Origin of the sequence: Paraburkholderia sp. BL6665CI2N2 (genome assembly GCF_004366535.1) — a bacterium.
In the GTDB taxonomy this organism is placed as follows: domain Bacteria; phylum Pseudomonadota; class Gammaproteobacteria; order Burkholderiales; family Burkholderiaceae; genus Paraburkholderia.
Genome location: NZ_SORC01000001.1, coordinates 2,493,196 through 2,512,236, shown reverse-complemented (window position 1 = coordinate 2,512,236; position 19,041 = coordinate 2,493,196). Strand labels below are relative to the sequence as shown.

Sequence of the window (19,041 nt, the reverse complement as noted above, 5' to 3'; positions counted from 1 at the left end):
CGATTCTTCAGGCCAGCTTGCCTGAGTAGCGCTCAAGTAGCGCCCACGCCTCGTCGCCAAATTTCGATTTCCAGCTGGCATAGAACCCCGCCTTCGTCAGTGCTGATCGAAAAGCCGACGTGTCGGCAGCATTGAACGTCATGCCGACTGACTGCAGCTTTGTTTGCAATGATCTGTTCAGGCTGGCAATCTCCGCCCGTTGGTTGATGATGGCTGCGCGGAGTTGCTGCTCTACAATGGCTCGGAGGTTCGCGGGAAGTGCATTGAACGCTGCGTTATTCGCGACAACCCAATATCCATCCCACATGTGGTTGGTTACTGAGACGAACTTCTGGACTTCGTAGAGGCGACCGGAGTTGATGATAGGTAGTGCATTCTCCTGCCCATCAACGACTCGCGTCTGCAACGCAGAGTAAAGCTCCGAAAAGTTAATGCTGGTTGGGGCGGCCTGCAGCGCTGAGAACAGCGACGTCCATAGGGGACTGACGGGAACCCGGATTTTCAAACCCTGAAGATCGGTCAACCCTTTGACCGGCTTGGTGCTGGTTGTAATTTGCCGGAAGCCGTTGTCCTGAATCCGGTCGATTGTGTACAGCTCCGATTTTGCAATCTGCGCGCGAATGTATGCGCCCAGATCACCGTCCATGGCCTTCCAGACACTGTCATAGTCGTGGAACGCAAAGCCGACGCCGCAAATACCCGCAGCGGGTACAAGCGCGGAAAGGACGGATGTCGGAGTGGACAGCAGCTGGATTGCACCGGCTCGCACCTGACCAATGAGGTCAGTCGAACTCCCGAGCTGATTATTCGGGAATACCTGCAAGACGACCTGCCCATTGGTGGCCGATTTGATCGCCTGCGCTGCGGCATTCATCGCGTTGTTGACCGGATGCCCTGCTGGCGCGTCGGTTCCAAGCTTCAGCGTGTAAGTGGATGCGGCCATGAGTCGAGTCGGTGCGGCAATGGAAGCGGCCAAGGGTGCGACCACTACAGTCTTGAGGAGAGTTCTGCGGCTTTGCGAAATCATGATTGGCTCCCGATGTCACACAGTTGCGTGCGACACAAATTTGGTCACAAGATAACTTTCGATCGCTTCGGTGCCGCCTTCTGAGCCGTATCCACTGTCCTTAACGCCACCGAACGGCGTCTCGGGCAGACCGAGGCCAAGATGGTTGATCGAAAGCATGCCTACCTCCAGTTCTGACGACAGCCTTGATGCCGTCGCGGCTGACCGGGTGAACGCATACGAGGCCAATCCATAGGAAAGCCGGTTCCCCTCCTCAATTACTTCGCCTGTCGACTCAAACGCACTCAGTAGCGCCACCGGCCCGAACGGTTCTTCATTCATGATACGCATCGCCACGGTGACGTCCGACAGAACCGTGGGTTCAAGGAAATGCCCGGACTGCCCGACCCGGCCTCCGCCCAGTTCGAGCTTTGCTCCACGCTCAACCGCGTCAGTGATCAGTTCTTGAACCGCATGCAGACGTCGCGCGCTAATCAGCGGCCCCATCATCGTGTCTGGCTGGTCGCCGTTGCCGACACGAACGCGTGCAGCCTCCTCAATAAATTTTCGCCTGAATTCGTCGTACACCCCGGTCTGAATAATGAAACGGGTCGGCGACACACACACCTGACCGCAATTACGGTATTTGGAGAACGTCAACAGCTTCACGGCCGCATCGATATCCGCATCATCGAACACTATCGCGGGCGCGTGACCGCCCAGTTCCATCGTGCAGCGTTTCATGTGAATACCGGCGAGCGCTGCGATGTGCTTTCCAACACTAACCGAGCCAGTGAACGAGACTTTCCGAATGGCGGGATTCGAGATCAAATATTCTGAGATCTCGCTCGGGACGCCGTACACGAAATTGAGCGTCCCGGCAGGAAGCCCGGCGTCCTGAAAAATGTCGGCCAGCGCACCGGTCGTCGCGGGGGTTTCCTCGGGCGGCTTGATTACCATTGAGCAACCCGCAGCCAGTGCTGGACCAATCTTGCGAATCGCTTGCGAGATTGGGAAGTTCCACGGGGTGAAAGCCGCGACCGGTCCAACCGGTTCGCGCGACGCAACCTGATTGATACCCCGACCACGCGCTTGAATCACACGGCCATATACCCGTCGGCCCTCTTCAGCAAACCAATCAAGCAGGTCTGCCGAGAGTTCGATTTCAATGCGCGCTTCCTTGAGCGGTTTGCCTTGCTCGCGGGTCATCAGCGCAGCAATCTGCGGCGCCCGCTCGCGCAGCAGTTCAGCTGCCGCCCGGATGACCTTGCATCGTTCGAAGGCCGATCGGGCGCGCCACACCTTGAAGGCCGCCTGACTGGCCGCGACTGCAGTGGCAAGATCAGCCTTGCCGGCATGGGTGAGTCGTCCGGCAATCTCGCCATTTGTCGGGTCGTAAATATCGGTGTAACCGCCTCCTGTCGCCTCCACCCAAGCGCCATCGATAAAAAGGCGCGTATGTGTTCGCATGTCTGTCTCCGATATGGTTATTGTCTGCGCTGCTTCAAACCACCACCGCTAGTCACCGCACCGATTGGCGCCCTTCAGGCGGGCTGTGGTACGAGCCCAAACTCCCGCTCCATGGCGCGTCGGTATTGGTAAGCGTCGTCATCGCCGTCCACCGCGACGTCGTCCCAGGTCAGGCACTCGCCTTGTTTCACCGGCCTGACGAGCTTCCACCGCGAAGCGAGGCCAATCGGAAGAGCACCGATTCTCAGACTGTCCGGCGCGGGCATAAGCTTGCCCCACACCAAGTATCCGCCTTCGCCGTCGAGTTCTTCGCCGGCCGCGAGATCGCGCTTGGCAGTTGCCACGACATCTGCGACGAAGCCATGCGGACAACCAGTCGATTCCTGTCGCAACGCTGCAGCGAAGATTGATACATTGAGCTCAAGTCCTATGAGGTGGACCGGCCGATATAGTGCTGCCAGTTTGCCGCTTTCATCAGTTTTCACGCCGTACTCGCGAAAGCACCGCATAGAGTATTCGTTCGGTGCCGCGAAAACGACATACACGCCCCATCGCAGGTTGCCGGGAATCACGCTTCCGTCACGCTCGACGCTCGAAACGACCTCCACCTGGCCACGATGGTGCAACGTGCGCTCGTTGAGGACGCTCACGAGTTCGTCAGCAGCAGCCGGTGGAATTGCAAGCCCCGTTGGCGCGGGCGTGAGACCCGTTGCGTTCGCAACTGCCGCCATCTCGATCGCAGCCTTCGTTCCGTCGATGAACGAATTAAACATCTGGGCGTTCATTCCGCCTTTCTTCGCATCTTCCGGGTTGACCCCCCTATTTTCCCAGACATCATCTGGAGTCGACGCGTGGAATGACGGCAAGTAGCGCGTTCCTTTGCCTGCTGCAACCACTTCAAAGCCACAATTGCGCGCCCACTCAACCATCTCGCACACGAGCGCAGGCTGATCCCCGTAAGCCAGCGTATATACGACTCCGGCATCCCTTGCCTCACGCGCGAGGAGCGGACCCGCTAGCACATCGGCTTCAACATTGACCATGACGATGTGCTTGCGAGCGACAATGGAGGCGCGTGCATGACGAATCCCTGCTCCAGGATGTCCGGTCGCCTCGACGACAACGTCGACATCATCCGATTCGATAAGACCCATCGCGTCGGTACCGAATCGCACGCGCGCAATCTGCTCTTCGTTCCAGCCGACATTGCGGCATGCGTCTCGTGCTCTGTCGATCGAGAGGTCCGCAATGGCCGTCACCATGAGACCAATTGTCGTTGGCACTTGCGCAAGGAACATTGAGCCAAACTTGCCTGCGCCGATCAGTCCGACTCTGACTGGACGATCCGGACTTTGAACTTTCTCACTGGGTTTGAAAATGAAAGCCACTTGATATTCTCCTTGCCAGCACACGCCGGCGGGTTGTCAGGAAGAAGCCCCGACACGCAGCCTCGAATGGTCAACGAAATGATTTACAGCGTCAAAGCACCGTGGGACGCTCTGTTGGTTACGAAATTCGAGGCCAATTGCTCCGCAATAGCCAGATTGATGGAGCTGATCGAAGAGCCTCGCCCAGTCGATTGCCCCCGTACCCGGCTCGGCACGTCCAGGACAATCAGCAATCTGCACATGGCCAACGCGAGGTATCCAGCGCGAGAGCTCCGCTGCACAATCGGCTCCAGACATCGCGCAATGGTAAGTGTCAAACAGCAATTTCAGATACGGGCTCTCGACCTGCTCGATAAGTGATGCTGCGTGTGCTAGCGACCGGATAAAGTAGCCCGGCACGTCGACCGGATTCAGCGCTTCCACGACCGTGGTTACGCCTGCGCTACCCGCTTCGCCTGCCGCCCACACCATGTTGTCCAGCCATATCGCTTGCGCCGCATCGTGGTCTACCAGGTCGACAACGCCGGACAGAACATGGAGCAAGCCACAGTTAAGCGTGTTCGCGTATTCCAGTCCGTGTAGAAATGCGCTCCGGAATGCCTCGCGCTGACCGATGACAGCCGCCAGTCCACGCCGTTGCGGCTCAGAACCGAGTGGCGCATTGACGAGTGCTACCGTCTGATGGAAATTATCGAGCCTTTGCTTTACCTCATGCGCAGGAAGTTCGTATGGGTACTGCATTTCCACGCAAGCGAAGCCTGACGCAGACGCAAGTCCAAATCGCTGCGCGAGCGGGGCCTCTGTGAAAAGCGTTGACAAGTTGACGCTCAGCCTGTTCGTGCCCATCGGCGTGTCATGCCTTGATCATCATGTCCTTTGCGGACAGATGTTCAACCTCTTCGTCGCTTCCCTCGAATGTTCGCGTGACACGCGACGCCGCGTAGATCCACAGGATGCGCATGGGAACGTCCCCTTTGTTTCTGAACGCGTGCACCACACCGCCCGGGATATAAGTGCTGTCGTACTGCTTGAGCGGCGTGATCTTCCCTTCGATTTCGACTTCGCCAATTCCCTCCAGCAACGTCACCTGCTCGTCGCAGTTGTGCACGTGCAGCGGTGCACCCTTCCCGACCGGATAAACGCTCATACCGGTCGTGAAGCGCGATTCTGGCGCTGTGAAATGTGTCGTGAGCGGTGTCGTCGTGACGCCGCCTCCCCGACTGATAGCCGGTACGCTATCGACGTGGAAAATGTGGGTCGTACTCATGTGCTTGTCTCCATTTTGTTTGCGCGTTGCCGGGATCGAGCACTACGTCGGCACAGCGGTTAAATGGATGTTAGCAGCGGGTCGTCTTGCCATTTATGCCGATATAAGTGCACCCATGCCTAAAGGTTATGGGGCAAATATCGGGTGGGAGATCGATTAACGGACGCGCGACATGCAGGAATATCCCGATTGCTTAGGGCCGTCTAGCACTGGAGCATTTTGGACCGGTTGGCCGGTCATGGGTGCGCCGGACACAGCTGAAAAAGTCAAGCGAGGGAGACTCGGTGAAATTCAAGTTGCGACAGATGGAAGTGTTCCGCGCCGTGATGCTCACCGGTACAGTGAGTGGCGCAGCGCGCATGTTGTATGTTTCGCAGCCTGCCGTCAGCCGGCTACTCAACCATACCGAGACGAGCCTGGGCATCAAATTGTTCGAACGAACAGGCGGCAAGCTGCTTCCTACGTCCGCAGCGGCTTCGCTCTTCGAAGAAGTACAGCAGGTTTATGATGCGGCGTTAAGCGTCGACCGCTTTGTGGAACATCTGGCGAGCCGACCTACCACCGAAATTGGCGTAAGCTGCAGCCCAAGTCTCGGTCTGAGCCTGATGCCACGCGTTATCGAACTCTTCAACCAGCGAAGTCCCAAGACCCGGATCCGGTTTCACACCACATTGACGAAAGACGTTCCGAATGAATTGCTCAGCAAGCAAATTGACCTTGCCGTTACAGTGCTACCGCTGAGCAACCCGAATCTGACTGTGGAAAAACTCGGAACGGGGAATATGGTATGTGCGATGCCAGATAATCATCCCCTCGCGTCCCGGAAAGCCATCACATTTGATGATCTTGGCGCGCACAAGACGATTTTTCTGTCACCGAGCATCGCTTTCGGCAGGCTCATTCACTCTACGCTCGAAGCTCACGGCATCGACATTACCCCGACCATCGATGTCCCCAGAGCGGAGCTCGCATGTGCCCTCGCGAAGCGTGCGCTCGGCGTTGCAATCGTCGATGAATTCTCCGTAGCCAACGACCTTTGGGCAGGATTGGTGGTTAGGCCGCTTACGGCGTCGATCACCTTCAATGTGAATCTGGTTTGCGCGAAATTCTCGGTGCAATCACGGGCAGCGGAGCAATTCATCGGAATTCTTCGAGAGTGCATGCGCCTACATCAGGCTGGCGAGCCCTTCGCTTAAGTGACCGAGATCGTTGTTTCTCATCTGGTTTTTCCGCGTGTTGCTGTTGCCCTTACGTCTGTCGCTGATCGTAGAGTCCATCCGCTTTACGGCCCACTTCTCCGCGAATCGCCTTCAAGGAATTCCCGTACTCGTCCCGTCGGAGACGCTTCCTTCGGAGGCGACGCTCCAGCGGTTAACGAGCGACGGAGGGCGATCAGCTTTATCGATAGTGTCTGCGGGCCACCGACCGAGAAACGGTGGCTCACAGACACGATCCTGGCGCTAGCCTTCGACGGGCAACGCAGATGCGGCGTCTGTCCGGGCGGTCGGACCATTTGCGACCTCGCGCCATGTCACAGGCTCAAGCCGTTTCCGGTTAACCGCCAGCGAGAAAACGTCGAAGCGGTTGTAGTAGCCGACGACGTCGTGGAACTGCTTCGGCTCGACGCAACGGTTCAGATCGAATTGGGCGTACGCGATGCCTTCCTCGTCGCTCAGCATGTCTCCGATCTGGCTGCCAGTCGGATCGACGAACATGGTGGCGGCCCTCGGTGAGCCATCGAGCACCGCAGCGGCGGCCGGATCTCTTGAAACAAGATAGTCCCGCATCTCGGCGTCCATGTAGCCTGCGCAGATGATGCCAAACGCCTTCGCTTCGAACGAATGCGCTCCGGCGCGCAACCGGTTCGCGGCGACGTTGTCGAAGTTGCCGCCCGTTACCGGGCGGCGCGTCGGCCATAGCGCCGGCCAACTGGAAATGTGAATCTGCTCGCCCTGAGCAATGAGCGAGTAGCGTGCGAGCGGATTTGTGTTCTCGCCGCAGATAAGGCCACCAATCCGGCCAATGCGTGTATCCGTAACCTGCAGCCCTGCTCCGTCGCCTGCCGCCCAAACGAGCTTTTCGTAGAAGGTAGGCACAAGCTTGCGATGATGGTTGACGATGGTGCCTTGATCGTCGATCAGAACGTTCGAGTTCCAGAGGCAGCCGACACTTGCATGGGATCTCTCGCTGAACCCTAGCGAAACGAACACGCCGCAACGCTGCGCCTCCGCAGCAATCTCTTCGAGTTCGGGACCGTTCGCGTACAGGCTTTCACCGGCAAACCGCTCGAACAGGTCGTGATTGTCAATGGGTGCCCAGAGCGATGCCCACACCGGGAACGCCGGGATGTATGACTCAGGAAACGCGACTAGCTGCGCCCCGTTTCGACTCGCTTCGCGGATGAACGATATTGCCTTGGCAACGGTTTGGGTCTTATTGAGAAATACCGGCGCAGCATGAACGGCTGCGACCTTGACGATCGGAAGATAGGACATGGTGTGTATGCTCTCGCTCAGGGAGTTGGCTGTGATTAGTGGTCGCTTGCCGTCGCGGCGCCCAGACCTGTCTCGCGTCTGACAACGAGCTCGGCCCAGCGTGAGCGGGCTGCCGCATCGCGGGTCATCAGCGACACAAGAATGACAAGCAGGAAACCAACCGGAATGGAAAGGATGCCAGGATTACGCAGTGTGACGAGGGGTTCGCGCAGCCCGACGACGCTGGTCGCGTCAGGAGAGATCGCCTTCGCCGTTGATAGCGCGCGCCCGTGTTGCTCCAGAAGCGCGCTTCGGGCGCCTGTATCGTTCGTGACCGCCAGTTGAGCTTCCACTCGCTTCGCGGTTGCTATCGCCTCCTGCCGTACCAATGCCGGGTACGTCATGTTCGGCGACACCAGGACCAGCACGATCGCGGCCAGTGTTCCGCCGATGATGCCAACGATGACTCCCTGCGTTGTGGTCCGACGCCAGTAAAGCGTCATCACGAGAGCTGGAAGATTCGCGGACGCAGCGACCGCATAACCCAGCCCTACCAGTTGTGCGACGTTCTGGCCGCGCGCCATGATGCTCACCGCGATCGCGATCGCCCCGACGGCCAGGGTCGCAATTCGCGCGGCGATAACCTGCTGGCGATCCGTGGCGTCCCCGTTCTTCACGGCGCCGACGTACACGTCGTGTGCGATTGATGAGGCGGCCGCTAGCGTCAACCCGGCTACGACCGCCACGATGGTTGCGAATGCGACGGCCGCAATAAAGGCAAGCATCAGGTCTCCGCCCGTGCTGCCTGGGCCGCCAGTGAGTGCCTGCGCGAGCAATGGAGCCGCCAGGTTGCCGCCCTTGTCTGCCAGGGAAATCAGAGGTGCTCCGACGTAATATGCGGCCGCAAAACCAATCACGACGATGAAGAGGTGGCAGGCACCGATACCGAGCATCGCCCACATCACTGAGTGGCGCGCCGCCTTCGCATCTTTCACGGTGAAGAAGCGCATCAGGATGTGAGGCATGGCCGCCGTACCGAGAACGAGAGCGAGTCCGAGTGAAAACAGCTCCAAAGGCTTGTTCAGGAACAACCCGGGCTCGAGGAAGCGCCAGCCGAGCTCATCGCCCGTCAAGTCTCGCGCAGCAGCCATCGAACTCACATGCGCCTGCACGAACTGGCTATGAACGACCGCCTCCATGAACGTTGGAACCTGGAAGCCAAAAGGAAGCCATGCGAGCACGACCAGAACGAAGGATGCGCCGATGAGCAGCACTGCCTTGATGACCTGTACCCAGGTTGTCGCCTTCATTCCGCCGCAGGCGACATAGATGAGCATCAGCGCGCCGACACCGACAACCGATACGTTGTAGTCGATACCGACGAGCGCGCGGACAATGACCGCGCCGCCGACGATCTGCGGGATCATGTACGCAAGCGCCACCACAACGCTCGACACAGCCGACACCGCCTTCGTCGAGCGAAAGCTGTTGCGCATCGCCAGCACGTCACCGATTGTGTATTTACCCAGATTCCGACACGGCTCAGCGATGAAAAGTAGAACGGGGATGAAAGCAGCGAAGAAACCAACGAGGTAGATCATCCCGTCGAAGCCATACAGCGATATCAGACCGGACGCTCCGAGAAACGCAGCGGCCGACAGGTAATCACCGGCGATGGCCAGGCCATTCTTCCCTGGGCCTATCCCGCCTCCAGCCGTGTAGAAGTCGCCCGCCGTACGGTTGCTCCGCGAGGCGAACCAGGTGATCAGAAGTGTCGAGGCGATGACAAGGCCAAAGACCGCGAAAGTCAGAAAGTGATGGGTGACGGCGGTTCGTCCCGCCTCTGCCGCGAAGGCTGGAACTGCTGGCGCTAAAAGCGCCATGAGTAGTGCGAGCAGGTGCCTAGTACGCATGACGCTGCTCCCCGGCTGCCGGAATCGGAGCCGCCTGCTCCTTGACGTCCGACGTTGCCTGGTCGATCTGTGCCGTGCGCCGCAAGAACGCGTAGGCGATCGCGCCACCGAAGGGGTACTGCGAAACCGCGAAGATGGTTCCGAGGTTAATGCCCGGTATCAGACGAATCTTGAAGAAAGACGGCGCCCACGCGATCAGCGCGGGAATCGAAAAGTAGTAGATCGCGGCGAGGACGCCCAGCACAACAGCGGTGTTTCGTCGTTTCTGGGCGAGGCGCCTGAAGCGCTCGCTCGACAGGATCGCATCCCAGTCCACGTCGGTCTCAGCCATGAATTCCTCCTGTGCAGGTCGGGGGCCGGGGGCTCCCGGCGACTGAAACCAAGTCTATGAAAGCCAGATTTCCCGGCGAACCGGAAAAGAATCTCTGGTCTGTGCAATTTTGCACAGGGACAATGGATGCCCAGCCAGTGGAGGCTTCCCGTGAATCTCAATCACCTGGATTGGAACGATCTGCGGGTTTTCCTGACTCTCGCACGAGCCGGCAATCTCTCGAAGGCCGGTCGCATGCTCGGGATGGACCACGCGACGGTTGGCCGGCGCATTTCTGCGCTCGAGTTTGCGCTTGAGACACCAGTCTTCGAGCGCGACCGGCTCGGGTATCGGCTTAACGCCCAAGGCCGGGAAATGCTGGAGTACGTGGAAGCAGTCGAAGCAAGCATCATGACGCTCGGGGATACGCTCAGCGGTGACCGGCCAGGCCTCTCCGGACACGTACGCATCGCCACCATGGAGGGGATCGCGTCCCTCTATCTCAGCGAGCAGTTCGTCGAATTTCGTCGCCGTCAGCCTGGCATCACCATTGAGCTAGTGACTTCAGCGACGGACGTGCGCATCTCCCATCGTGAGGCTGATCTGTTTCTCGGTTTTTTCGAGCCCCAGGGAACGAATCTGAGAATTGAGAAAATTGGCGAGTTCCGGTTGCATCTCTATGCGCACGGAGACTACCTTGCGGAGCACGGCGTTCCAACAACGGTCGCTGATTTGCGGGACCACCAATTTGTCGGCTACATCGACGATCTCATCCAGCTCGACGCCGTACGCTGGCTCGACGACGCAATTGTTGATCCACCTATCGCGTTTCATTCAACCAGCATGCTCTCCCAGATGTTTTCGGCAGCGGTTGGCGGCGGAATTGTCATGCTGCCCGCGTTCGCCAAGGCGGAGCGCTTTGGTCTCGTCCAGATACTCGCGGACCATATCGACGTGAAGCGTGCCGTGTGGATGAGTTCACACCTGTATCTGCAACGCGTTCCGCGAATACGCGCGGTCGCCTCTTTTCTCACAGAGATCATGGCGCGAGACTACCCTGCCTGATCGCGCGCCAGAACTTGATGTCAACGCCTGAGTCGGCGCAGGGAACAGCACCTTTCGGAACGTTGCCTGCCAGTTACCACTACTCAACGGACGGAGGCAGTCGCTCCGACATGGGAGTCAGATCTAGTGCAGCCGGAAGTCCGAGACTTCGTCAGAAAGCGATTCGGCAAGAATCTTCAAGTCATCGGCGGCCGAGCTCGATTTCTGCACGAGCAACGCATTTTCCTGGGTCATGCTGTCGATATGTCCTACGGCAGCGTTCACTTGGGTGATGCCGTCCTTTTGTTCAAGTGCGGCTCGATTAATTTCGCGGATCAGCGCCGACACTGCATCGACCTGCTCTACGATCGACTTCATCGCTTCACCGGCGTAGCCAACCAGTTCGGCCCCCGCTTTCGTGGCTTCCGCCGACGACGCCACGAGTACCTTGATTTCTCTCGCGGCCTGCGATGAGCGCTGCGCCAGTGCGCGAACCTCTGCGGCGACGACCGCGAACCCCCGGCCGTGTGCTCCGGCTCGCGCGGCCTCAACGGCCGCATTGAGCGCGAGAATGTTTGTCTGTGCCGCGATTCCGTCGATTACACCGATGATCGTCGATATTTGTCGCGAGCTCTCATCGATGTCCTGCATCCTGGTAATAACACCTGTTACGACCTCTGCTCCGTGAATCGCGGACTGCTGCGCCGTTTTCGCAAGGCCTTCTGCTGAGTTGGCCGAGTCGCCAGCCTGTGCAACTGCACTCGTGATCTCCTCCATTGAAGCCGCAGTCTCCTGCAGGCTTGCTGAAGCGCGCTCAGTCCGTGCAGAAAGGTCGCCGCTGGCCGATGCGATCTCCGTACTCGCTGACTCAATCGTCCCGATGCTCTCCCGGATGCTCGATACCGTTGACCGCAATCCGTCCATCATCGAAGAGAGCTCGCCGAGCAGGCTGCCTGCCGGGTATCCTTCCAGTCTGCCTGAAAGATCACGTTGCGCAATTTTCCGCATCGATGCGACGGCGACGCGAGGGTCACCGCCGAGTTGCGACAGCACAGACCGCGACACCAGCGCGCCAAGCGAAATCACGAGAAGAAGCATAACGACACCGACGGCTGAATTCTCGATGGCCCCGAGCCATACCCGCCGATTCACATCGTCCATATAAAGTCCAGAACCGATCATCCAGTTCCAGCCCGGCTCCGCCATCACATACTGCAGTTTCTCGATGATTTCGGTTTGTCCTGGCCGCGAAAACGCTGAGTCGAGGTATGCCCTGCCATTGGGCGATCGTGCAAGTGCATCCAGAAGAATTCGGATGACTGGGTGACCGTTGCCGTCACGTATCTTGTCCGTCACGTCCTGACCGACGAATTCGGGATGGAAAGGATGCATGACGCCCACACCTTCCATCGTATAAATGTAGAAATACTCTGTCTTTCCGTCCTTTCCTTCAAAGCGGGAAGCGCGGACCGCGTCAGCTGCAGCGCGCTTCGCGTCCTCCTGGCTCATGACTCCCTTCGCTGCGAGCGCTTCGTAGTTCGCCACGATGTTGTAAGCGGTCTCGACAGCAGTTCGAAGTTCGACGCGCTGTGCGTCCAGGATGAGACGTCGCGTCTGAAAAAAGTTACCGATGCATATGACGACAATGCCCGTGACTGCCACTGCGACGAGAAGAATAATCTTCGACCTGAACGACATTTCGCGAAACATAATTAAACCTGGTTATTAATATTTAGGTAAAACCGATGCGCCATTGGTACGACGCTCGTCTCCTCACACTGTGCCGCCCCGCCCCCGGAAGCAGGATCGGCACGGGGTCAATCTGCTCGCCACTCATGCTTGCGCCACTCTGTATCCATATCGACCGCAGCGCCCTCGAACGGATTCGCTACAGCAACGTCGGAAAACTCAGGATTCTACATATTATCCAGATGACATCATCGAAACATTTTCGGACCAGCCTCGGAAACAAAATATCTATTGACACACGGACATCTCTCAGATTAGAAGCGTCGAGCGCAGGCGTCCGACGGGTGAGCACGGTTAAGCTGCGGACCTGACTTGCAGAGGCTCCTGCTTCCTGCGTCGACCAACCGCCAGTCGGGTTTGGGACAGCCGTAGTCGAAATCACGGCGGATTTGAGCGCCGCCTTTCGATGTGCCTTATGATTAGCAGACGGGTCTTTCACACCAAGGTTGGGCGTGAGCGTGGTCCTTTGGACACGTGCAGTTGATAACGTCGAAAGGATCAAAATGCACCAGATCGCCGTCAGAACGGATCAACTGGCCGACGCCAAAACCCTCGGCCAGACTTATCTGTTGGCTCTACGCGGCATGAAGAATCTGGGAAAGAGACTCGAAGATGCATTTCGACCGACGGGCCTTTCCGTCCTGCAGTTTTGCATCATGACCATGCTTCTCGACGACAGCGCGCCAACGGTGAAAGACATCGCGACCGCGTGCCAGTTAGAGATGTCACGAGTATCGGACCAGGTCAGCTTGCTGGCGAGAGGACGGTTGATCGCTACCAGTGCTCCCCCAGAAGATCGCCGGATCCGACGCGTTGCACTGACCGAGATTGGACTAAACTCTGTCTTGCAGGCGCTCGTTAGCTGGCAAGCGCTCGATGTTGAGCTCGCGAACATCTTCTCGGAAGGTGCTTTCTGTGAACTTGCAGCGCAATCGTCGCCAGCGTCCGTTCGTCGCTATGCAGGAAATTCCGATCGGTCACACGCCTAGAGCGCTATCTGGCTTGAGAAAGCCCGACGGTGCCCCCGATGCACCCGTGACCTCCCACATCGCGCGATAGCTCGCCGCATCGTCGCCTTCTTGCGCCGTTCAAATCGGGATCTTCGGCAACCATTGGTTGTGCCGCCTCCCCTTCACGAAGAGTCTCCTGCCGGGGAGCAGAGTCTGCTTTGTGTCGGCCGCAAGGCACTCGAAGCGCGCGCCCCCTCGTTTCGCCTCGGTTCCTCCACCTGCCTTGAAAGCCCTGTGGCCACTAAGAACAAAAAATTCAACCTCGGGCGTAACCGGTCGAATTCATCAGACGAATTACCGGTTGTGATCCAACGACACGGTCACGTTCCCATTCATCGCGAACCCGCCTGCTGTCGCCCGATGGCGAACAAGGCCGGCTCGCTCCAGACTCCGAGGAAAGGCCATGCTAAAAAGAACGGTGACAGCTGCAGTGATATCGTCGGTCGTGCTTGCCGCATGCGGCGGCTCTGACAACAACGGGAATAGCAGCACCGTCAAGCCGCAGCTCTTCGCGCAAACAAACGATACAGCGAACGCGGTACTTCATTTCACGCGGAACCCGGACGGAACGTTAAGCCCCGGCTCGACAGTCTTGACAGGAGGGAAAGGCACGGGTGGCGTGACGTTCGCGACGGGAGGCACAGTCGGGCCGGACTCCCTGACGAGCGACAACAGCGTTATCGTCAGCTCCGACGGGTCACGTCTTTTTGTGACCAACGCAGGGGACAATACGGTCAGTGTATTTTCGATCGACAAAAATGGTGGCAATCCGACGTTACTCGCCACGTCATCGACGGGTGGCGTCCTTCCGACTTCGCTGGCATTTGCGAACGGCGTACTATATGTCACTCATCAGCAAGGAACGCAACAACTGGGTGCCTACCGCGTCGGCACGGACGGCAAACTGACACAGATTGGGCAGTACGCGACCGTTCAGGCAAATGTGCTACCGACGCAGGTCGCAGTATCACCTGACGGCAAGTTCGTTCTCGTTGACGTTCGAAGCCTAGCAAGTGGAGCAACCGCCACCCCGAACAATACCCTGATCGCCCATCCCATCAACGTAGATGGGACGCTTGGCGCGGCAGTCTCGTCACCCGCGACTGGTCAGGGGCCGTTCGCCGCCCGCTTCGGCAGCGGTGCACAAAGTCGAGCAGTCGTATCCGCCGAAACTGTTAGCAATAGCGCTGCGTCGTATCAATTGGGCGACACTGGCGCCTTAACGGTAATCAGCGGCCCTCTGGTCGTCCCAGGGAACGGGGCACCATGCTGGCTATCTCTCACACCAGACAACAGATTTGCATATGTCGGCAATGGAAGCGGGATCATATCTTCGTACTCGATTGATTCGGCTGGTCGCCTTACCCTGCTCAACGGAATTGCGGCAAGCGAGCCACCAGTAACACCCGGAGTTACGAGCCTTGCAGAAGACTCTTGGGTCAGTCCCGACAGCAAATATCTATACGAAGACTTTCCTGGCGATGACAAGGTTGTCGAGTATTCGATTGGTACCAACGGTTCACTCACAAAAATCGGCGAGCAACCTGCAAACACGCTGTCCAGGATTTCACTGCAAGGCCTCGCAGGGATCTGACTTCATTGCCACATGCGTTGGCTAAGGCGCGCACGCATGCGCGCCCCGATCTTTACACTTTTGCGTGGCATAGGAAGATGCGCGCTATACCTGCAGATTCGACGACATCTGCGAAACGGACGTCCATGACACTAACGGACAGATCACCGCTGAAATTTCTAACCGTCACCGCTAAAGGCACTTCCCATCTAACAACGCATAGATGGGACGCAACAAGCCTTCTAGCAGCGCACGCTCCGGTCGTGTCCGGGCGAGCACCCGTATGCCAAGATGTACTCCCAGTAGCAACCGGGCAAGATCATCAGCAGGCTGTGCAGTCGAAATTTCGCCAGTCTGCTGACCCGCATTTACACCACGCCGGAAAAACGCTTCGACCTCCACCAATATATTTGCGATCATCACCTGAAAGTCGGTGTCGTGCGGTGCAACCTCAAGTGCAGAATTCACCAGCAGACATCCCTTACGGTCCTGGTCGCAGACAGACCGCTCGACAACCTCTCCGAAGAATGCCTTGATGGCATCCAGGGGCGGCAGGTTCTGCTCAAATCTTGACACCCGGTCACCGAAGCTTCTTTCAACGTAACGCGTCAGCGCTCGCTGAAATCGTGACCGTTTGTCCCCGAATGCGTTGTACAGGCTTGCGTCCGTAATTCCCATGCCTTCCCCGCGAGATCGCGCACGGAAGTCGCCCCATAGCCATAAATCCAGAATTGGTGGGCCGCTGCATCGAGGACCGCGCTTTCATCAAATTCCCGTGGTCGAACCATATTAACTTCTGCCTTGTGTAGCGTCTTGCCAGCCGACATTGCAACGTCAAGTACGTTACGATATTCTAGATCATCTGATCTAAAACGCCTCGATCGATGATATCAAACCTCGTCTGAGGTCTTACGACAACTATCGCGTACGCGTCGGACAGTCTGAACGCAAAGCACAGGAACATCATGATTGAGTTCTATTTTCACCCTGCGCCCAACCCTGCAAAGGTTGCCCTGATGCTTGAAGAAACTGGCCTCGAGTATGAACTGCGACCCGTTGACACCAAGAAGGGCGAACAACATCTCAATGCTTTCCATAAAGTTAATCCGAACGGCAAGGTTCCTGCAATCGTCGACAGGGCCGACCCAGATGGGAAGGAAGCCAGGGTATTCGATTCCAGCGCCATCCTGCTGTATCTGGCAGAAAAAACCGGGATGTATCTCGGCGCGGCAACTGATCGCCCGGAGTTGCTCTCCTGGCTTTTCTTCATCAGTTCAGGGGTCGGGCCGTTTTCGGGTCAGTCGGTACATTTCCAGCACGCGGCGCCGGAGAAGCTGCCTTATGCGATCAACCGGTTCCGCCGCGAAGCGGAGCGACACTACCGCGTACTAGACGATCAGTTCGCGCGTCGCCAGTACCTGATGGGAGAGACCTATACGATCGCGGATATGTCCGCGTGGGGCTGGATAGCACGTGCAACTTTCGTGCTTCCCGGTGTCGATGACCCGTTGGCGCCATTCATCAACCTCAAGCGCTGGTTCACGGAAATTGACGCTCGCCCAGCGGCGATTCGTGCAAGGACGGTTGGGACCGGACATGCGTTCAAGCAGGAGATGGATGAGGATGCGCGACGCGCCCTCTTCCCGTCTAACTACCCAACCCCGTAACGCACGTAATCGCAGGGGAAATCCATCCTATAGCCCCGAGTAATCACATCAAACAAGGAACACGAGGAATGGAAATCAGGAACAAGCGGGTATTGATCACTGGCGGCTCCAGTGGCATTGGTCTCGCGCTCGCTCAGGTTCTGGGCTCCAAAGGTGCACACGTGGCGATCAGCGGCCGGCAGAACGACAGACTCCATTCGGCGATCGCGAGCTTGCGCGCGGCAGGCGTCGCAGCGAAAGGCATCGTTGCTGACGTTACCACGCAGTCGGGACGTGATGTGACCGTTGCAGAGGCACTCGTAGCGCTCGGCGGTCTCGATATACTGGTAAACAACGCCGGCGGCGTGCGAGCCGGCAGGCTCGAGAAGACCACTGAATCCGAAATCCGGACGATGATCGAAGTCGATCTCCTGGCGCCCATCCTTCTCATCCAGCCATTTCTGCCACGCCTCCGTGAGAGCGGCGATAGCGCTGTCGTGAACGTCGCTTCGGGAATTGCTTTGATCGGCATGCCGTTCTATACGACTTACGCAGCAGTCAAGGCAGGACTCGCACGCTTTAGTGAATCCTTGCGACGCGAGCTTACCGGAGAAGGAATCCACGTCATGACAGCATATCCGGGGGCAACAGATACACCCATGATGGAGACTTCGCGAGCCGGGGTCGAACTGGGTTTCGTACGTGAACCGGCATTGGCCGTTGCCGCTGCAATCTGCTGCGGGCTTGAAGAAAATGCATTCGACGTCATCCGGGGCGGTGAGGCACGAGCGCAAATGATTGCACTGAATCACAACGATCCTTCTGCGCTGGACCGACGCTTTGCCGGAATGAAAGCCGACCTTGAGGATGCTGTCCGGGATCACTCTGCCCTTTGATCCGGGAGTCAAATTCGTGTATTCCGCAGAGCAGCGTCTGAAAACGTTGTTTGTCGTTGGGCTGGCAGGCAACGCATCCGAGTATCGCGCGTTCCTGTCCGAACTGGCTGGCCACCTTCGGGGCTATCTTCGCAGGCGGATTCCGGAACTTCACGTCGACGCCGAGGATATCGTTCAAGAAATCCTGCTGGCCGTGCATAGTGCGCGTCATACGTATCGTCCGGATGAACCTCTGACCGCATGGGTTCACGCAATCGCGCGTTATAAGCTAATGGATTTCTTCAGGACACGTGCGCGGCGCGAGTCGTTGCACCAGCCGCTTGACGAACACGAAGACATCTTCGCCGAGTCCGACGCGGAACCAACCGATGCACGTCGCGATATCGAGAAACTGCTTGGTCACCTGCCAGACAAACAGCGACTCTCGATCGTACACGTCAAGCTGCAGGGACTTTCGGTTGCCGAAGCTGCCCGGTTGACGGGGCTATCGGAGTCGGCCGTAAAGGTCAGTATCCATAGAGGGATCAAGGCTCTGGCCACATACGTCCGGGGAATTGCATGAGAACAGATGATCTTGTCAGATTGCTCGCGACAGGCATAACGCCCGTAGAAAGCGGCAGCGCGAATCGTCGCCTCAGCGCCTCACTGCCGATCGCCGCCGCTGGCGCTGGCGCGACGATGTTAACGATTGCTGTGTTTGGCATCCGCCCCGATCTGGGCGCTGTCGTCAGAACTACGATTTTTTGGGAGAAGCTCGCGCTCCCGCTATGCATTGCAATCGGCGCCCTGATTGCAACGGCACGGTTGGCGCGCCCAGGCGCGAAGGTTGGAGCCGGATGGCTCATCATGGCGTTACCGGTACTTGCCGTCTGGATCGCAGCAATACTGACCCTCGTCGCCGCCACGCCACAGGACCGGCTGCCTGCCATACTCGGACACTCCTGGCGGTCGTGCCCGTTTAATATTCTTCTGCTCGCTGCTCCTGGCTTCGTCGCCGTATTCTGGGCTGTCAAAGGTTTGGCGCCCATCAGTCTACGGCTCGCCGGCGCTTCCTTAGGAATGCTCGCGAGCTCGATTGCTACAGTCGCGTACTGCTTTCATTGTCCTGAGATGAACCCGGCGTTCTGGAGCGTCTGGTATGTGGCTGGCATGCTGCTTCCATCCGCGCTAGGGGCAATCCTTGGTCCCAAACTCCTTCGCTGGTGAGTGGTGCACTGTCAACGGGACAATATAACCCGCTTGATTTGAAGGCCGATCTCAGCACGCCATCAGCAGGAAGAAAAATCTGCGCCTCG

Annotated in this window: 17 protein-coding genes and 1 pseudogene; 8 read left to right on the top strand and 10 right to left on the bottom strand. The window is 58.0% G+C overall.

The genetic code is table 11. The features are described 5' to 3' along the window. Positions 1 to 7: 7 nt before the first annotated feature. From B0G81_RS11225 to B0G81_RS11205, 5 genes are all read right to left on the bottom strand, one after another. A complete protein-coding gene (locus B0G81_RS11225) occupies positions 8 to 1,027 on the bottom strand; it encodes a TRAP transporter substrate-binding protein (protein ID WP_208328525.1) in 1,020 nt (339 codons plus the stop codon). Between the two features lie 15 nt (positions 1,028 to 1,042). After that, entirely contained in the window at positions 1,043 to 2,476 is a 1,434-nt protein-coding gene (locus tag B0G81_RS11220; protein ID WP_134135343.1) for an NAD-dependent succinate-semialdehyde dehydrogenase, read from the bottom strand. Positions 2,477 to 2,550: 74 nt separating this feature from the next. After that, a complete protein-coding gene (locus tag B0G81_RS11215; protein WP_243856426.1) occupies positions 2,551 to 3,864 on the bottom strand; it encodes an SAF domain-containing protein in 1,314 nt (437 codons plus the stop codon). Positions 3,865 to 3,900: 36 nt separating this feature from the next. Beyond that, positions 3,901 to 4,710, bottom strand: coding sequence for a TIM barrel protein (locus B0G81_RS11210; protein ID WP_134135341.1), 810 nt, complete (start codon positions 4,708 to 4,710; stop codon positions 3,901 to 3,903). Between the two features lie 7 nt (positions 4,711 to 4,717). Next, positions 4,718 to 5,131, bottom strand: a complete 414-nt coding sequence (locus B0G81_RS11205; RefSeq protein ID WP_134135339.1) for a cupin domain-containing protein — start codon at positions 5,129 to 5,131, stop codon at positions 4,718 to 4,720. A gap of 284 nt (positions 5,132 to 5,415) precedes the next feature. Here B0G81_RS11205 and B0G81_RS11200 point away from each other — a divergent pair, with 284 nt between their 5' ends. Then, positions 5,416 to 6,327, top strand: a complete 912-nt coding sequence (locus B0G81_RS11200) for a LysR substrate-binding domain-containing protein (RefSeq protein ID WP_134135337.1) — start codon at positions 5,416 to 5,418, stop codon at positions 6,325 to 6,327. Between the two features lie 264 nt (positions 6,328 to 6,591). On the opposite strand, the gene B0G81_RS11195 is transcribed toward B0G81_RS11200, so the two are convergent. From B0G81_RS11195 to B0G81_RS11185, 3 genes are read right to left on the bottom strand one after another with little or no spacing between them, the layout of a single operon-like run. Beyond that, positions 6,592 to 7,626, bottom strand: a complete 1,035-nt coding sequence (locus tag B0G81_RS11195; RefSeq protein ID WP_134135335.1) for a carbon-nitrogen hydrolase family protein — start codon at positions 7,624 to 7,626, stop codon at positions 6,592 to 6,594. Positions 7,627 to 7,661: 35 nt separating this feature from the next. Then, the gene (locus B0G81_RS11190) at positions 7,662 to 9,518 is read right to left on the bottom strand and encodes a cation acetate symporter (RefSeq protein WP_134135332.1); all 1,857 of its coding nucleotides are present in this window, start codon (positions 9,516 to 9,518) and stop codon (positions 7,662 to 7,664) included. Then, the gene (locus tag B0G81_RS11185; RefSeq protein WP_134135330.1) at positions 9,508 to 9,849 is read right to left on the bottom strand and encodes a DUF485 domain-containing protein; all 342 of its coding nucleotides are present in this window, start codon (positions 9,847 to 9,849) and stop codon (positions 9,508 to 9,510) included. Before B0G81_RS11185 ends, B0G81_RS11190 begins: the two co-directional genes overlap by 11 nt. A gap of 150 nt (positions 9,850 to 9,999) precedes the next feature. On the opposite strand from B0G81_RS11185, the gene B0G81_RS11180 reads away from it, so the two are divergent. Continuing rightward, the gene (locus B0G81_RS11180; protein ID WP_134135327.1) at positions 10,000 to 10,893 is read left to right on the top strand and encodes a LysR family transcriptional regulator; all 894 of its coding nucleotides are present in this window, start codon (positions 10,000 to 10,002) and stop codon (positions 10,891 to 10,893) included. Between the two features lie 123 nt (positions 10,894 to 11,016). On the opposite strand, the gene B0G81_RS11175 is transcribed toward B0G81_RS11180, so the two are convergent. After that, entirely contained in the window at positions 11,017 to 12,582 is a 1,566-nt protein-coding gene (locus tag B0G81_RS11175) for a methyl-accepting chemotaxis protein (RefSeq protein WP_134135325.1), read from the bottom strand. 542 nt (positions 12,583 to 13,124) lie between these two features. Here B0G81_RS11175 and B0G81_RS11170 point away from each other — a divergent pair. Further along, positions 13,125 to 13,610: a MarR family transcriptional regulator gene (locus tag B0G81_RS11170; protein ID WP_134135323.1), complete on the top strand. Its 486-nt coding sequence runs from the start codon at positions 13,125 to 13,127 to the stop codon at positions 13,608 to 13,610. Positions 13,611 to 14,034: 424 nt separating this feature from the next. Beyond that, on the top strand, positions 14,035 to 15,225 hold the full coding sequence (locus tag B0G81_RS11165) for a beta-propeller fold lactonase family protein (RefSeq protein ID WP_134135321.1): 1,191 nt from the start codon (positions 14,035 to 14,037) through the stop codon (positions 15,223 to 15,225). Between the two features lie 171 nt (positions 15,226 to 15,396). Here B0G81_RS11165 and B0G81_RS11160 read toward each other — a convergent pair. Then, positions 15,397 to 15,992 (bottom strand): annotated as a pseudogene (locus B0G81_RS11160) (TetR/AcrR family transcriptional regulator). 177 nt (positions 15,993 to 16,169) lie between these two features. Between B0G81_RS11160 and B0G81_RS11155 the strand changes: the two are divergent. From B0G81_RS11155 to B0G81_RS11140, 4 genes are all read left to right on the top strand, one after another. Next, a complete protein-coding gene (locus B0G81_RS11155; RefSeq protein WP_134135319.1) occupies positions 16,170 to 16,871 on the top strand; it encodes a glutathione S-transferase C-terminal domain-containing protein in 702 nt (233 codons plus the stop codon). Positions 16,872 to 16,939: 68 nt separating this feature from the next. Then, the gene (locus tag B0G81_RS11150; protein ID WP_134135317.1) at positions 16,940 to 17,746 is read left to right on the top strand and encodes an SDR family oxidoreductase; all 807 of its coding nucleotides are present in this window, start codon (positions 16,940 to 16,942) and stop codon (positions 17,744 to 17,746) included. A gap of 16 nt (positions 17,747 to 17,762) precedes the next feature. Continuing rightward, on the top strand, positions 17,763 to 18,308 hold the full coding sequence (locus B0G81_RS11145) for a sigma-70 family RNA polymerase sigma factor (RefSeq protein WP_243856425.1): 546 nt from the start codon (positions 17,763 to 17,765) through the stop codon (positions 18,306 to 18,308). Then, positions 18,305 to 18,952: a DUF1109 domain-containing protein gene (locus B0G81_RS11140; protein ID WP_134135313.1), complete on the top strand. Its 648-nt coding sequence runs from the start codon at positions 18,305 to 18,307 to the stop codon at positions 18,950 to 18,952. The genes B0G81_RS11145 and B0G81_RS11140 overlap by 4 nt, the downstream gene beginning before the upstream one ends. Positions 18,953 to 19,041: the final 89 nt, after the last annotated feature.